General features: G+C 62.6%; 14 protein-coding genes and 2 pseudogenes. 15 read left to right on the forward strand and 1 reads right to left on the reverse strand.

The annotated features are described in order from the left end of the window. A pseudogene (locus ACYVD0_RS22580) lies at positions 1–553 on the forward strand (IS5 family transposase); the annotation flags it as partial. Here the strand turns inward: ACYVD0_RS22580 and ACYVD0_RS22585 are convergent. Beyond that, a pseudogene (locus ACYVD0_RS22585) lies at positions 529–1,329 on the reverse strand (transposase); the annotation flags it as partial. The pseudogenes ACYVD0_RS22580 and ACYVD0_RS22585 sit on opposite strands and share 25 nt — an antisense overlap. Positions 1,330–1,909: 580 nt before the next feature. On the opposite strand from ACYVD0_RS22585, the gene mnmG reads away from it, so the two are divergent. The 14 genes from mnmG (at position 1,910) to ACYVD0_RS22655 (ending at position 15,310) form a co-directional block, all read left to right on the forward strand. Beyond that, positions 1,910–3,802, forward strand: a complete 1,893-nt coding sequence (mnmG, locus tag ACYVD0_RS22590; RefSeq protein ID WP_460428869.1) for a tRNA uridine-5-carboxymethylaminomethyl modification enzyme MnmG/GidA — start codon at positions 1,910–1,912, stop codon at positions 3,800–3,802. After that, positions 3,802–4,449 carry a 16S rRNA (guanine(527)-N(7))-methyltransferase RsmG gene (gene rsmG, locus ACYVD0_RS22595; protein ID WP_460428870.1) on the forward strand — a complete coding sequence of 216 codons (648 nt, stop codon included), beginning with the start codon at positions 3,802–3,804 and terminating at the stop codon, positions 4,447–4,449. Before mnmG ends, rsmG begins: the two co-directional genes overlap by 1 nt. 18 nt (positions 4,450–4,467) lie before the next feature. Further along, a complete protein-coding gene (locus ACYVD0_RS22600) occupies positions 4,468–5,256 on the forward strand; it encodes a ParA family protein (RefSeq protein WP_460428871.1) in 789 nt (262 codons plus the stop codon). Positions 5,257–5,265: 9 nt separating this feature from the next. Then, positions 5,266–6,141 (forward strand): ParB/RepB/Spo0J family partition protein, encoded by an 876-nt coding sequence (locus tag ACYVD0_RS22605; protein WP_460428872.1) that lies wholly within the window; start codon positions 5,266–5,268, stop codon positions 6,139–6,141. 132 nt (positions 6,142–6,273) lie between these two features. Then, on the forward strand, positions 6,274–6,672 hold the full coding sequence (locus ACYVD0_RS22610) for a F0F1 ATP synthase subunit I (protein ID WP_460428873.1): 399 nt from the start codon (positions 6,274–6,276) through the stop codon (positions 6,670–6,672). 15 nt (positions 6,673–6,687) lie between these two features. Continuing rightward, positions 6,688–7,506 (forward strand): FoF1 ATP synthase subunit A, encoded by an 819-nt coding sequence (atpB, locus tag ACYVD0_RS22615; protein ID WP_460428874.1) that lies wholly within the window; start codon positions 6,688–6,690, stop codon positions 7,504–7,506. 52 nt (positions 7,507–7,558) lie between these two features. Continuing rightward, positions 7,559–7,795 carry a FoF1 ATP synthase subunit c gene (gene atpE, locus ACYVD0_RS22620; RefSeq protein WP_460428875.1) on the forward strand — a complete coding sequence of 79 codons (237 nt, stop codon included), beginning with the start codon at positions 7,559–7,561 and terminating at the stop codon, positions 7,793–7,795. Between the two features lie 93 nt (positions 7,796–7,888). Next, the gene (locus ACYVD0_RS22625; RefSeq protein ID WP_460428876.1) at positions 7,889–8,359 is read left to right on the forward strand and encodes a F0F1 ATP synthase subunit B; all 471 of its coding nucleotides are present in this window, start codon (positions 7,889–7,891) and stop codon (positions 8,357–8,359) included. Positions 8,360–8,371: 12 nt separating this feature from the next. After that, positions 8,372–8,908: a FoF1 ATP synthase subunit delta gene (locus ACYVD0_RS22630; protein WP_460428877.1), complete on the forward strand. Its 537-nt coding sequence runs from the start codon at positions 8,372–8,374 to the stop codon at positions 8,906–8,908. A 15-nt stretch (positions 8,909–8,923) separates the two neighbouring features. Beyond that, positions 8,924–10,468, forward strand: coding sequence for a F0F1 ATP synthase subunit alpha (atpA, locus tag ACYVD0_RS22635; protein WP_460428878.1), 1,545 nt, complete (start codon positions 8,924–8,926; stop codon positions 10,466–10,468). 50 nt (positions 10,469–10,518) lie between these two features. Beyond that, the gene (atpG, locus tag ACYVD0_RS22640; protein WP_460428879.1) at positions 10,519–11,382 is read left to right on the forward strand and encodes a F0F1 ATP synthase subunit gamma; all 864 of its coding nucleotides are present in this window, start codon (positions 10,519–10,521) and stop codon (positions 11,380–11,382) included. A gap of 31 nt (positions 11,383–11,413) precedes the next feature. After that, complete coding sequence (atpD, locus tag ACYVD0_RS22645) at positions 11,414–12,790, forward strand: F0F1 ATP synthase subunit beta (protein ID WP_460428880.1); 1,377 nt, start codon at positions 11,414–11,416, stop codon at positions 12,788–12,790. A 76-nt stretch (positions 12,791–12,866) separates the two neighbouring features. After that, the gene (locus tag ACYVD0_RS22650; protein ID WP_460428881.1) at positions 12,867–13,295 is read left to right on the forward strand and encodes a F0F1 ATP synthase subunit epsilon; all 429 of its coding nucleotides are present in this window, start codon (positions 12,867–12,869) and stop codon (positions 13,293–13,295) included. Positions 13,296–13,876: 581 nt separating this feature from the next. Beyond that, positions 13,877–15,310, forward strand: a complete 1,434-nt coding sequence (locus ACYVD0_RS22655) for an SrfA family protein (protein ID WP_460428882.1) — start codon at positions 13,877–13,879, stop codon at positions 15,308–15,310. Positions 15,311–15,322: the final 12 nt, after the last annotated feature.

Genomic DNA, 15,322 nt, shown 5'->3' on the forward strand with positions numbered 1-15,322 from the left:
TTTCAACGCGTGGTCGGCGGCCGGCAAGTGGCTCAAGGTTTTCCAGGCATTGATCGAGGAGCCCAATCTCGAATGGGCTTTCATCGATGGCACCTATGTGAAGGCCCACCAGCACAGTGCCGGTGCGGCCAGCGACCAGCCCGAAGCCATCGGCAAAAGCCGGGCAGGAAACACGAGCAAGCTCCATCTGGCCGTCGATGCGCATGGATTGCCCGTGGCCTTCGAGATCACCGGGGGCGAGGTCAGCGACTGTAGCTCGGCCCCCGAGCTGATTGCACAGCTGCCGTCCGCCGCGGTGATCTTGGCCGACAAGGGCCATGACAGCGAGCGCATCCGCGAACGGATCGAGGCGCAGGGTGCCCGGGCGGTCATCCCCCGAAAGCGCAACTCGATCAAGGGCAATGCCGATCTGGACCGGGGGCTGTATCGCTACCGGCATCTGGTCGGGAACGCCTTTGCGCGGCTGAAGCATTACCGCGCCGTGGCGTTCCGCCACGACAGGCTGAAGCGGAATCACGAGAGCAGGGTAGCCACCTGGACAAAAGCCTGTTGGCCATGGTTCCTGTCCGCCCCGACCGTGCTGCCCGGCTTGGCCGTGCGCTCCAGCATGGCCAGCGCGGCCTCGACTTCGGCAGGCCCGTTGAACCCGGTGCACTCCACATCCACGATCAGCCCGCTGCGGTGCTCGATCATCGTGTGTGCCCTATGCGCCAGGCGGCTGGCGTCGCCGTTGTTGTTGCGCGCCAGACGGGCCTCGGGATCGGTTGTCGACCGATGGGTGGCGTTGCTGCGCTTCTCGCCCTTGAAGTCGGCGTAGGGGTTGCGCGTGCCATCTGCCGGCGGCTTGCCGCCGTCCTTGCGGGCGAGGGACTTGTGCGAAGCCCAGGCGTCGATCCGCGTGCCGTCCACGCTGAAATGCCCATCGCTGGCGTACCCGGGCCACTGCTCCAGCGACTTGATGCGCTCGAAGAACAGGCGCGCCACCTCCTGGTTGAACAGCCGGTCGCGGCTCTGGCTGAAGGCCGAGTGATCCCACACCGGCTCGTCCACCGGCAAACCAGACAACAGGTTGAAATCGATCTGCTCGACCAGCTGCCGCTCGGAGCGGACGGTGCAGATCACCTGGAGCGACGAAGCGCGCAACAGCCGCTCCGGTGCGATCGAGGCACGCCCCAGCCTGGAGTGAAGCCCGTCGAAGTCCCGATCCATCGAAGCCAGGATCGTATCGAGCCGCCGGCGCAATGGGCGCAGCGGATGGTCGTTCGGGATGCGCTGTTCCAGCGCTGGGTAGCTGAACAGCTCGTCTTGCTCGAGATCGAGTCCACGCATTGGCTTGGGCTGAGCTCTGCATGAAGGAGATGGCAGTCAGTTTGCCAGAGCGGAAAGCGCTCTGGCTTTTTTCAACGGCCTAATAAGGCGCCTCAGCCTGAAGGGCCGCCTGTCTCATTCCCCCTTGGGTTGGTCTGTTCGTCGCCTGGATGCGCCAGGCGTCGTCCCGAGCGCTCGGCTGTGCGTCTGCAAGGTCTGTGGAAAACATTCACTGAGCCCCGTCGATAAACCGGTGACAGAATTGAAGATAAAATTGCCTGTGGATAATATCTAAATCCATGAACAGGGAGTCGACAGGCTATCCTATATCCACAGGCAGGATTGCCACAGGCTTATTCTTGCTGGAAAAGCCAACAAGCAATGGCGTCTGCTTAGTTATCCACAGATATCATGGCGATTAAACATAAACATAAGAGTAAGCTTTTTAAAAATTCATCCTTATTTATTTCCATTACAGGTCCAGGTTAAACGACATCGAGATGCGGCTGGTTATTTTTTGTGCAGGAGCTTCATTCGCACCGCCTAACTCTCTATACTTGCCGCCCTTCCTTTTCCCCTACGAACAGGCACGAGGTGCGTGGTGGACTTCTCTTCCCGTTTTGACGTGATCGTGATCGGCGGTGGTCATGCCGGTACCGAAGCCGCGCTTGCGGCTGCGCGCATGGGCGTGAAGACCCTGCTGCTGAGCCACAATGTGGAAACCCTCGGGCACATGAGCTGCAACCCAGCCATTGGCGGTATCGGCAAGAGCCACCTGGTCAAGGAAATCGATGCCCTCGGCGGCGCCATGGCGATCGCGACCGACCGGGGCGGCATCCAGTTCCGCATCCTCAACAGCCGCAAGGGACCGGCGGTGCGGGCCACCCGCGCCCAGGCCGATCGCGCGCTGTACAAGGCAGAGATCCGCCGCATCCTGGAAAACCAGCCCAACCTGTGGATCTTCCAGCAGGCCTGCGACGACCTGATTGTCGAAGGCGAACAGGTGCGCGGCGTGGTCACCCAGATGGGTCTGAAGTTCCATGCCGACAACGTGGTACTGACTGCCGGCACCTTCCTCGGCGGACTTATCCACATCGGCCTGGAGAATTATTCCGGTGGTCGCGCCGGCGATCCGCCCTCGATTGCCCTGGCCCGCCGCCTGCGCGAGCTGCCGCTGCGCGTCGGCCGGCTGAAGACCGGCACCCCGCCGCGCATCGACGGCCGCTCCATCGACTTCTCGCAGATGACCGAACAGCCGGGCGACACGCCGGTCCCGGTAATGTCCTTCCTCGGCTCGCGCGAGCAGCATCCGCAGCAGGTCAGCTGCTGGATCACCCACACCAACGCGCGCACCCACGAGATCATCGCCGGCAACCTCGACCGCTCGCCGATGTACTCGGGGGTGATCGAGGGCATCGGCCCGCGTTATTGCCCGTCGATCGAGGACAAGATCCACCGCTTCGCCGACAAGGACAGCCATCAGGTGTTCCTCGAGCCGGAAGGCCTGTCGACCCACGAGATCTATCCCAACGGCATCTCCACCTCGCTGCCGTTCGATGTGCAGCTGCAAATCGTTCGCTCGATCCGCGGCATGGAGAACGCCCACATCATGCGTCCCGGCTACGCCATCGAGTACGACTTCTTCGATCCGCGCGACCTGAAGTACAGCCTGGAAACCAAGGTGATCGGCGGGCTGTTCTTCGCCGGTCAGATCAACGGCACCACCGGCTACGAGGAAGCCGGCGCCCAGGGCCTGCTTGCCGGCGCCAATGCCGCGCTGCGTGCCCGGGGCCGCGAGGCCTGGTGCCCGAGACGCGACGAGGCTTACCTCGGCGTGCTGGTCGACGACCTGATAACCCTCGGCACCCAGGAGCCGTACCGCATGTTCACTTCACGTGCGGAATACCGGCTGATCCTGCGCGAAGACAACGCCGATCTGCGCCTGACCGAGAAAGGCCGCGAGCTGGGCTTGGTCGACGACGCCCGCTGGGCGGCGTTCTGCGCCAAGCGCGAAGGCATCGAGCGCGAGGAGCAGCGCCTGAAGAGTACCTGGGTGCGCCCCGGCACTCCGGAGGGCGAGGCGGTTGCCGCGCGTTACGGCAGCCCGCTGACCCGCGAGTACAACCTGCTCAACCTGCTGGCCCGGCCGGAAATCGACTACGCCGGGCTGGTCGAGCTGACCGGTGGCGGCGCCGAGGATGAACAGGTTGCCGAACAGGTGGAGATCAAGACCAAGTACGCCGGCTACATCGACCGCCAGCAGGACGAGATCGCCCGCCTGCGCGCCAGCGAAAGCACCCGCCTGCCAGACGATCTGGACTACGCTACGATTTCCGGGCTGTCCAAGGAGATCCAGCACAAGCTCGGCCAGACCCGCCCGCAGACGCTCGGCCAGGCCTCGCGAATCCCGGGGGTCACTCCGGCGGCGATTTCCCTGCTGCTTATCCATCTGAAGAGGCGCGACGCCGGCCGGAACCTGGAGCAGAGCGCCTGATGTCCACCGTCACCTCCCGCCATGCCGAGGAACTGGCGCGTGGCGCCCGCGAGCTGGGCGTCGAACTGTCCGACCGCCAGCAGGAACAGCTGCTGGCTTATCTGGCGCTGTTGATCAAGTGGAACAAGGCCTACAATCTCACCGCCGTGCGTGATCCACACGAGATGGTCTCGCGCCATCTGCTCGACAGCCTCAGCGTGGTGTCTCAGGTCTCCGGGGCTGGGGATAACTGGCTGGATGTCGGCAGTGGGGGCGGTATGCCGGGTGTCCCGCTGGCCATCCTGTTTCCTGAGCGGTACTTCACCCTGCTGGATTCCAATGGCAAGAAGACCCGTTTCCTTACCCAGGTGAAACTGGAGCTGCAATTGCAAAACCTGGAAGTTGTTCACAGTCGGGTCGAGGCATTCACACCCGCGCAGCCGTTCTCCGGCATCTGTTCGCGAGCATTCAGTTCGCTGGCGGATTTCGCCAACTGGACCCGCCATCTCGGCGATGGCGAAACCCGCTGGCTGGCGATGAAGGGCGTGCAGCCGGACGACGAGTTGCAGGCCCTGCCGAACGATTTTCGACTGGAACGTACCTATGAGCTCAAGGTTCCCGGTTGTCAGGGTCAGCGCCATCTGCTGATACTGCGCCGCACTCCATGATCCGGACAGACGCTGACCATGGCTAAAGTACTCGCCATCGCCAATCAGAAGGGCGGTGTGGCCAAGACCACCACTTGCATCAACCTGGCCGCCTCGCTGGTGGCCACGCGCAGACGCGTCTTGCTGATCGATCTCGATCCCCAAGGCAACGCCACCACCGGCAGCGGTGTGGACAAGCTGAATCTGGAGCATTCGATCTATGATGTGCTGACCGGCGACTGCAGCTTCGCCGAGGCCATGCAGTTCTCCGAACACGGTGGCTACCAGCTACTACCGGCCAACCGCGATCTCACCGCGGCGGAGGTCGTCCTGCTCGACAAGCCGGGCAAGGAGCACCGCCTGCGTGAAGCCCTGGCACCGATCCGCGAGAATTACGACTACATCCTCATCGACTGTCCGCCCTCGCTGTCGATGCTGACGGTCAATGCCCTGGCCGCCGCCGATGGGGTGATCATCCCCATGCAGTGCGAGTACTACGCCCTGGAAGGCCTGAGCGATCTGGTCAACTCGATCCAGCGCATCGGCCAGGCGCTCAATCCTAGCCTGCAGATCGAGGGCCTGTTGCGCACCATGTACGATCCACGCATCAGCCTGACCAACGAAGTCTCCGATCAGCTCCAGGCGCATTTCGGCGACAAGCTCTACGAAACCGTTATCCCGCGCAACGTGCGACTCGCCGAAGCGCCCAGCTACGGCATGCCGGCGTTGGTCTACGACAAGCAATCCAAGGGTGCCCAGGCCTATCTGGCGCTGGCCAGCGAACTGTCGCGCCGCCAGCGCCAGGCCATGCGCGGTGCCAGAGCATAAGGAGCTTCCATGGCGATCAAGAAACGAGGCCTGGGCCGCGGGCTGGATGCCTTGCTGGGCGGTACCGGCGGCGTGACCGCCCTGCAGAAGGAGGCGGAGCCGGTCGACGGCCATGAGCTGCAGCACCTGCAGTTGGAGTTGATCCAGCGCGGCAGGTACCAGCCGCGCCGCGACATGGACCCTATAGCGCTGGAGGAGCTGGCGCAGTCGATCCTGGCCCAGGGGGTGATGCAGCCGATCGTGGTGCGGCCGATCGATGGCATGCGCTATGAAATCATCGCGGGCGAACGGCGCTGGCGGGCCAGCCAGCAGGCCGGGTTGGAGAAAATCCCGGCCATCATTCGCGATGTGCCGGACGAGGCGGTTATTGCCATGGCGCTGATCGAGAACATCCAGCGCGAGAACCTCAACCCGATCGAGGAAGCCATTGCCTTGCAGCGCCTGCAGCAGGAATTCCAGCTGACCCAGCAGCAGGTCGCCGAGGCTGTGGGCAAGTCGCGGGTCAGCATCAGCAATCTGCTGCGGCTGATTTCCCTGCCGGAGGAGATCAAAACCCTGCTCTCCCATGGCGATCTGGAAATGGGTCATGCTCGTGCACTGCTCGGTCTTCCCGTCGAACGGCAGGTAGAAGGCGCGCGACACGTTGTCGCACGCGGTCTGACCGTCCGTCAGACCGAGGCGCTGGTTCGCCAGTGGCTGAACGACCAGCCACAACCCGAGAAAGCCCCCACGAGCGATCCGGACATAACCCGTCTGGAGCAGCGGTTGGCCGAGCGTTTGGGCTCTCCGGTGCAGATCAAGCACGGCCAGAAAGGCAAGGGGCAACTTGTGATCCGCTACAATTCTCTGGACGAACTTCAAGGTGTCCTGGCCCATATCCGCTGATATTCCGGCGTGTAGCGGGTGATCGGAAAAGACTACCCGATGGTTGAACCGACTTGGAACCGCCCCTATACTCGCCGCGCATTTTGAAGGCGGCGTGCTCGTTGAAAGCTCCGCCAAGGCGACGGGGATCGTGTGAACATACGTAATCGGACACCTCTCCATCGTCTCCCCGTATTTCGCGTATTGGTCGTGCAGTCTCTGACAGGGCTTGCTGCGGCCTTCGCGTGCGGTGTGTTTTTTGGGTTGGTCGCAGGGTATTCGGCCCTGCTCGGAGGCCTGATCGCCTGGGTGGCCAACCTGTATTTCGCCCATAAGGCCTTTCGCTATTTCGGCGCGCGTTCGGTCAAGGCCGTGGTCCAGTCTCTTTGGTCCGGTGAAATGGGAAAACTGATTCTGACAGCGGCGCTCTTCGCGCTGGTGTTTGTGGGGGTGCAGCCTCTCGAGCCGCTGGCACTGTTCGGCGGCTACCTGCTGGTGCTCGGTACCGGAGCGAGCGCACTCCTGCTGATGAGGAACAATCCGAAGCATTGAGTATTTGAGGCGTTTATGGCGAACACTCCAGTCGAATATATACAGCATCACCTACAGAACCTGGTCTTCGGCTCACACCCGGAAAAGGGCTGGATCATCGCGCAGACGCCGGAAGAGGCCAGGCAGATGGGCTTCTGGGCCATCCATCTGGATACCATCGGCTGGTCGATCGCCATGGGCGTGCTGTTCCTGTGGCTGTTCCGCAAGGCAGCGCTCAGCGCTTCCACCAAGGTGCCGGGGCCGCTGCAGAACATCGCCGAGATGTGCATCGAATTCGTCGAGGGCATGGTCCGGGACACCTTCCATGGCCGCAACCCGCTGATCGCTCCCCTGGCCATGACCATCTTCGTCTGGGTGTTCCTGATGAACAGCCTGAAGTGGATTCCGGTCGACTTCATCCCCGGCCTGGCCCATCTCCTGGGTGCGCCCTACTTCAAGATCGTGCCGACCGCCGACCCCAACGGAACCTTCGGTCTGGCTCTCGGCGTTTTCATCCTGATCCTGTTCTACAGCATCAAGGTCAAGGGTTTCAGTGGCTTCGGCAAGGAACTGGCGTTCACCCCGTTCAACCATTGGTCGCTGGTTCCATTCAACCTGTTCCTCGAGATCCTCGGCCTGCTGGCCAAGCCGCTGAGTCTCGCTCTGCGTCTGTTCGGCAACATGTACGCCGGTGAGGTGGTGTTCATCCTCATCGCCCTGCTGCCGTTCTGGGCACAGTGGGCTTTGAATGTGCCCTGGGCGATCTTCCACCTCCTGGTGATTCCGCTGCAGGCCTTCATCTTCATGGTGCTGACCGTGGTGTACTTGAGCGCCGCCCACGAAGACCACCACTGACCGGCAACAACGCTTCCCCAACCAAACCTACCCTTAGCTTCAGGAGCTTTACATGGAACTTGTCATCATCGCCGCCTCCATCATGATCGGTCTGGGTGCCCTGGGCACCGGTATTGGCTTCTCCCTGCTGGGTGGCAAGCTGCTGGAGTCCACCGCTCGTCAACCCGAGCTGGCTCCCCAGCTGCAAACCAAGACCTTCCTGATGGCTGGCCTGCTCGACGCCGTCCCGATGATCGGCGTCGGTATCGCGATGTACCTCATCTTCGTTGTCGCTCCCTCTGCTGCTTGAGCATTTCCCGGGTCAAGAAGGGGTTCGCCCGGCGAACCCCCTCGCTGTGGAAATGGCAAGCACGCCGAACGAGATAGCACGAGGTAAATCGCTGTGAACATGAATTTGACGCTATTTGGTCAAACGATCGCCTTCGCTATTTTCGTCTGGTTCTGCATGAAGTATGTTTGGCCGCCACTCACCCAGGCCATGCAGGAACGCCAGAAGAAAATCGCCGAAGGTCTGGATGCTGCAGGCCGTGCGCAGCAGGATCTGAAGCTGGCGCAGGAAAAGGTTTCCAATACTCTCCGTGAAACCCGCGAGCAGGCTGCCGAGATCATCGAGCAGGCCAACAAGCAGGCCAATGCGATCGTTGAAGACGCCAAGCAGCAGGCACGTGCCGAAGGCGAGCGACTGATCGCCGGGGCCAAGGCCGAGATCGAGCAGGAAATGAACCGTGCCAGGGATGAACTGCGTACTCAGGTGGCGGCTCTGGCCATCCTGGGCGCAGAGAAGATCCTGGAGTCCAAGGTGGACACCAAGGCACACAACAAGCTGGTCGAAAAACTGGCCTCCCAACTCTAAGCGAGGCAAGCGATGATCAATAACCAGACGCTTGCTCGGCCTTACGCAAAAGCCGCTTTCGAGTATGCCAGCGCGGCCAACAGCAGCGACGCCTGGTCGGGCATGTTGGGCCTGGCTGCCGCTGTTGTTGGAGCCCCCGAAGTCGCCGAACTGCTGCGCAACCCGCGCCTGACCCGCGAAAGCAAGGTCGAGGCCGTGCTGCGTCTGTTCGCCGCCGACGTCGATGAGGCGTTCCGCAACTTCATCGCCAACATGGGCGAGCACGATCGCCTGTTCGTGTTGCCGACCGTGCGCGAGCTGTTCGATGCGTACAAGGCGGAAGCTGAAAAGACGCTCGACGTCGAACTGGAGACGGCCTACGAGCTTTCCGCCCAGCAACTCGAAACCTTGGCTGCCGCCCTGTCGAAGCGGCTAGATCGTTCCGTCAACCCCAGGCAGGTCGTGAATCCTGCTCTGATCGGTGGCCTGGTCATCCGCGCCGGCGATGTGGTTGTCGACGGTTCGGTCCGCGGCAAACTTAGCCAGTTGGCCGAATCGTTGAAATCCTGATTTGAGGGTCATGGCATGCAGCAACTGAATCCTGCTGAGATTAGTGAAATCATCAAGCAGCGCATCGCGAACACCGATGTGACTGCCCAAGCCCGCAACGAGGGCACCGTCGTCAGCGTATCTGACGGTATCGTTCGCATCTATGGTCTGGCCGACGTAATGTACGGCGAGATGATCGAGTTCCCCGGCGGCATCTATGGCATGGCGCTGAACCTGGAGCAAGATTCCGTTGGTGCCGTGGTCCTGGGTAACTACCTGGGACTGACCGAAGGCATGAGTGCCAAGTGCACCGGCCGCATTCTGGAGGTCCCGGTCGGTCCGGAACTGCTGGGTCGTGTGGTCGATGCCCTGGGCAACCCGATCGACGGCAAAGGCCCGATCGATGCCAAACACACCGACGCCGTCGAAAAAGTGGCGCCGGGCGTGATCTGGCGTAAGTCGGTCGACCAGCCGGTGCAGACCGGCTACAAGTCGGTCGACGCCATGATCCCGGTCGGCCGTGGCCAACGCGAGCTGATCATCGGCGACCGCCAGATCGGCAAGACCGCGCTGGCCATCGACGCCATCATCAACCAGAAGAACAGCGGCATCCGCTGCGTGTATGTGGCCATCGGTCAGAAGCAGTCGACCATTGCCAACGTGGTGCGCAAGCTGGAAGAGCACGGCGCCTTGGCCAACACCATCGTGGTGGCTGCGTCCGCTTCCGAGTCCGCGGCCCTGCAGTATCTGGCTCCCTACGCCGGCTGCACCATGGGCGAGTATTTCCGTGATCGCGGCGAAGACGCACTGATCGTCTACGATGACCTGTCCAAGCAGGCCGTCGCCTACCGTCAGATCTCCCTGCTGCTGCGTCGCCCGCCGGGCCGCGAAGCCTACCCGGGCGACGTGTTCTATCTCCACAGTCGTCTGCTGGAGCGCGCTTCCCGCGTTTCCGAAGAGTACGTGGAGCAGTTCACCAAGGGTGCTGTAAAAGGCCAGACCGGTTCGTTGACCGCTCTGCCGATCATCGAAACCCAGGCCGGCGACGTATCCGCCTTCGTTCCGACCAACGTGATTTCCATCACCGACGGTCAGATCTTCCTGGAATCCTCCATGTTCAACTCGGGTATCCGCCCGGCGGTCAACGCCGGTATCTCGGTATCCCGCGTCGGTGGTGCGGCCCAGACCAAGATCATCAAGAAGCTGTCCGGTGGCATCCGTACCGCTCTGGCCCAGTACCGTGAACTGGCGGCCTTCGCCCAGTTCGCTTCGGACCTCGACGAAGCCACCCGCAAGCAGCTTGAGCATGGTCAGCGCGTTACCGAGCTGATGAAGCAGAAGCAGTATGCGCCGATGTCCATCGCCGAAATGTCGCTGTCCCTGTATGCCGCCGAGCGCGGTTTCCTGCAGGACGTCGCCGTGGCCAAAATTGGCGCCTTCGAGCAGGCGTTGATCGGTTACTTCCAGCGTGAGAAAGCAGACCTGCTGGCGAAGATCAACGAGAAGGGTGACTTCAACGACGAAATCGATGCAGGCCTCAAGGCCGGCATCGAGAAGTTCAAGGCCACCCAGTCCTGGTAAGCCGCAGCGGGAGCCGCAAGGCTCCCGCCTGCTAACCCGAAAGGTGTCAAATGGCAGGCGCAAAAGAGATTCGCAGCAAGATTGCGAGCATCAAGAGCACGCAGAAGATCACCAGCGCCATGGAAAAGGTGGCGGTCAGCAAGATGCGCAAGGCCCAGATGCGCATGGCTGCCAGCCGTCCCTATGCGGAGCGGATCCGTCAGGTCATCGGCCATCTGGCCAAGGCCAACCCGGAATACAAGCACCCGTTCATGGTCGAGCGCCCGGTCAAGCGCGTCGGTTACATCCTCGTCTCCACCGACCGCGGTCTGTGCGGCGGCCTGAACATCAACCTGTTCAAGGCCCTGATCAAGAACATGAAGGAGTGGCACGACAAGGGTGTCGAGGCCGACTTCTGCGTGATTGGAAACAAGGGTGCCAGTTTCTTCCGCAGCTACGGCGGCAATGTGGTCGCGGCGATCGGCAACCTGGGGGAAGAGCCCTCGATCAACAGTCTGATCGGCAGCATCAAGGTGATGCTGGACGCCTTCCACGAAGGCCGTGTGGACCGTCTGTACCTGGCGTCGAACAAGTTCATCAACACCATGACCCAGAAGCCCGACGTCGAGCAGCTGCTGCCGCTGGCTGCAAGTGACGATGAGGGTGTCCAGAAGGGGTCCTGGGACTACCTGTACGAACCCAATGCCCAGCAGCTGCTGGACAACCTGCTGGTTCGCTACATCGAGTCGCAGGTCTACCAGGCCGTGGTCGAGAACGGCGCAGCCGAGCAGGCGGCGCGGATGATCGCGATGAAGAATGCGACCGACAACGCCGGCGAACTGATCAGCGATCTGCAGCTGGTCTACAACAAGGCCCGTCAGGCGGCGATCACCCAGGAAATTTCGGAAATCGTCGGCGGCGCTGCCGCGGTTTGAGAACGGTTCATAAGGTTAGAGGAACCAAGTAATGAGTAGCGGACGTATCGTTCAAATCATCGGCGCCGTTATCGACGTGGAATTCCCGCGCGATCAAGTGCCGAACGTCTATGACGCGCTGAAAGTGGAAGGCGCGGCCACCACCCTGGAAGTCCAGCAGCAGCTGGGCGACGGCATCGTTCGTTCGATCGCCATGGGGTCCACCGAAGGTCTCAAGCGCGGCCTGAACGTGAACAACACCGGTACCGGTATCTCCGTGCCTGTCGGCACGGCCACCCTGGGCCGGATCATGGACGTGCTGGGCAACCCCATCGACGAAGCCGGTCCGATCGGCGAGGAAGAGCGCTGGACCATTCACCGCGCTGCTCCGTCCTACGCGGAACAGGCTGGCGGCAACGAGCTGCTGGAAACCGGCATCAAGGTGATCGATCTGATCTGCCCGTTCGCCAAGGGCGGCAAGGTCGGCCTGTTCGGTGGCGCCGGTGTGGGCAAGACCGTGAACATGATGGAGCTGATCCGCAACATCGCCATGGAGCACAGCGGTTACTCCGTGTTCGCCGGCGTGGGTGAGCGTACTCGTGAAGGTAACGACTTCTATCACGAGATGAAGGACTCCAACGTTCTCGACAAGGTGGCCCTGGTCTACGGCCAGATGAACGAGCCGCCGGGCAACCGTCTGCGCGTGGCGCTGACCGGTCTGACCATGGCCGAGAAGTTCCGTGATGAAGGCCGCGACGTGCTGCTGTTCGTCGACAACATCTACCGCTATACCCTGGCCGGTACCGAAGTGTCTGCACTGCTGGGTCGTATGCCGTCCGCGGTGGGCTACCAGCCGACCCTGGCCGAGGAAATGGGCGTTCTGCAGGAGCGCATCACCTCCACCAAGACCGGCTCCATCACCTCCGTGCAGGCCGTGTACGTTCCCGCGGATGACCTGACCGACCCGTCCCCGGCGACCACCTTCGCCCACCTTGACGCCACCGTGGTACTGTCCCGTGACATCGCCTCCCTGGGTATCTACCCGGCAGTCGACCCGCTGGATTCCACCTCCCGTCAGCTGGATCCGCTGGTGATCGGCCAGGAGCACTACGACACCGCCCGCGGCGTGCAGTACGTGCTGCAGCGCTACAAGGAACTGAAGGACATCATCGCCATCCTCGGCATGGACGAACTGTCCGAAGCCGACAAGCAGCTGGTGTCCCGCGCGCGCAAGATCCAGCGCTTCCTGTCCCAGCCGTTCTTCGTGGCCGAAGTCTTCACCGGTTCTCCGGGCAAGTACGTGTCGCTGAAGGAAACCATCCGCGGCTTCGCCGGCATTCTCAAGGGCGACTACGACCACCTGCCGGAGCAGGCGTTCTACATGGTTGGCGGCATCGACGAAGCCATCGAGAAGGCCAAGAAACTGTAACTGGAGCGCCCGCTAGCGGGCGCTCGACCAGGCGGTCGTCACCTCGGTGGCGCCGCCTGCTAACCGAGGCATGAATATGGCTATGTCAGTCCATTGCGACATCGTCAGTGCGGAAGAAGAGCTGTTCTCGGGCCTGGTGGAAATGGTCGTCGCCCACGCTCACATGGGCGATGTCGGTATCCTTCCCGGTCACATGCCGCTGCTGACCGATCTCAAGCCCGGTCCGGTGCGGGTGATCAAGCAGGGTGGCGACGAGGAAATCTTCTACATCTCCGGCGGCTTCCTCGAAGTGCAGCCGAGCATGGTGAAGGTCCTCGCCGATACCGCGACCCGCGCCAAGGATCTGGACGAGGTCGCCGCTCAGGAAGCCGTCAAGGCCGCCGAGAAGGCGCTCAGCGAGAAAGGCGCGGAATTCGACTACGGTTCCGCCTCTGCCCGTCTGGCTGAGGCCGTCGCTCAGCTGCGCACCATCAGCGAGCTGCGCAAGAAGTACGGCCGTCACTGAGTTCGACGCTTCTTCGCTCGACGACAAAAGGGTAGCCTTGGCTACCCTTTTTTCTTGGCAAGCCTGGCATGAATGGCGCTTGCTCGATGGTCCGCAAGCAGCCGTCATTCTGCAGGGATTCCCTCCTGCTCCGACAGGGGCACCCCGCCAGGAGCCCGCAAGGACTGGGCATTGCACTGGTGAAGGAGTGCCTGATCCGGCGCTTCTGTCGACCCCCCATTTTCCAGACGGCCACCGCTACCTATTTTCCAGTCCTCTCCAGGACAGGCAGAGCTTGTCCGGCAGCAGCCAGGCGGGTTTGCTTCCAGAGCGGCGACCAGGCGAAAATGAGCAATGCCGCATGCTTCCCGGGCAACAGGCCTGTCGATGCATCCGTGTCCGGAGTGGCCGCGTCGCTTGGCGCCTTCCGGGCCGTGGGAATTTCTGGCCGACGTCGTCACAGCGACGTCCATCCGTTCTCCGTTCGACAGCTTGCCGCGACGGCGGCCGACCTGCCTGATGGGTTTGCTCGTGTCCGGGGAGTCGACATCGTTCAACAAGGCCGGAACTCCACTGACCGGTCTGGAAAAAGGATAATCGGGATGCCGGGTGCATTGCTTCGTACGGGAACGCTACGGGAATTCAGGGCTCTCGGCGTCGACGGTCAGCCAGTCCATGGCGTGGCGCTGCAGCTGCGCGAAGCCATCCGCCTGAAGATGCGCCGCGAAGCGGCCGACTGCCTGGCTATCCCGCAGTCCAACGAAACCGGTGATCGCATCGATTGGTACGCACCGGTCGAAGGCGATGTAGTGCCCTGGTCGGCAGCGACCCCGGAGGAGCGCGTACAGGCCCAGGCCCAGCTCGAGGCGATGCAGACCCAACTGCGGGCCACCGGCGAAAGCATGCGCAACGATGCGCAGAACCGGGAAAAGCAGGTCTTCGGCCGCCTCTTGGAAAAGGCCCTGCACTTCCCCGATGCCAACCACGTCTACCTGGTCGACGGCAAACCGGTGATCACCTTCTGGGGGTTCACCCAGCACCAGGCCAACCAACTGCCCGATCCCCTGGCCTGCCTGCAGACTGCCGGGCCGGCAGCACCTGTCACGGCGAGCGCCGCCCCCACGCCGCCGCCCCTGGCTCCCGTGGTGGCCGAAAAACCCTGGTGGCGGCGTTGGCTGTGGCTGCTGCTTCTGCCGTTGCTCCTGCTGTTGTTGCTGTTTTTTATGCGCGCCTGCGCACCGAGCGTCGAACTGCCGTTCGAGCTGTCCCATGTCGACCTGCCCGGTCTGCCGGCCGAAGAAAGGGCTCCGCTGGATGTCCAGCTGCGCGGGGGCGCCGTGGGGGTGGAGAGTACCCTGGGCACTGCCGGCGTCACTGGAATCGATGCGGCCGGGCAGGATAGCGAAGGCGTGCAGGTGCCGGGCGAGGCAACGGCTGTCGAGGAACTGCCGATCGAAGAGGCATTGGCGAGCGAACCCGGAGCGGATGGAGCCACAGTGGACGAACCCGCGGTGGAGGACCAGCAACAGTCCGCCCTGGAAGCGGAGCCCGAGCTGAAACCCGAAGATCCGTCGGAACAGCCGGTTCCGCCGCAACCCGATGAACAGGCCGCGGACGACCCGAAGGCCCCGCAGGAGAAGCAGTCCAACGAAGAGGCGACCAAACCCATGAGCATCCCGCCCGAGGCCCGGAGCAGCGGTTCGACCGGTTTCCTCGACGGCAACTGGCAGGCCGGTGCCGGCATCCAGGACGCCAGAACCGGCAAGCCACTGCAACTGGGATACGACTTCAAGGACGGCAAGGGTCGGGTCAATATCCGCCGTGACGACGGCGTGCAATGCTCGGGAGCGGTGAACGCCTCGATGCAGGGCGGCAACCTGTCGATCGCCAACCAGGGTCAGGCGACCTGCGACGATGGCAGCCGCTACCGACTGCCGGAGGTGACCTGCACGCCGGATGCCCGGAGTGCGGCGGACTGCACCGGCCGTTACGGAGATCAGGAATTCCCCATGTCGATGCGCCAGGGCGGCAACTGAGGCGAGCACAGC

The organism is Azotobacter armeniacus, assembly GCF_054779355.1.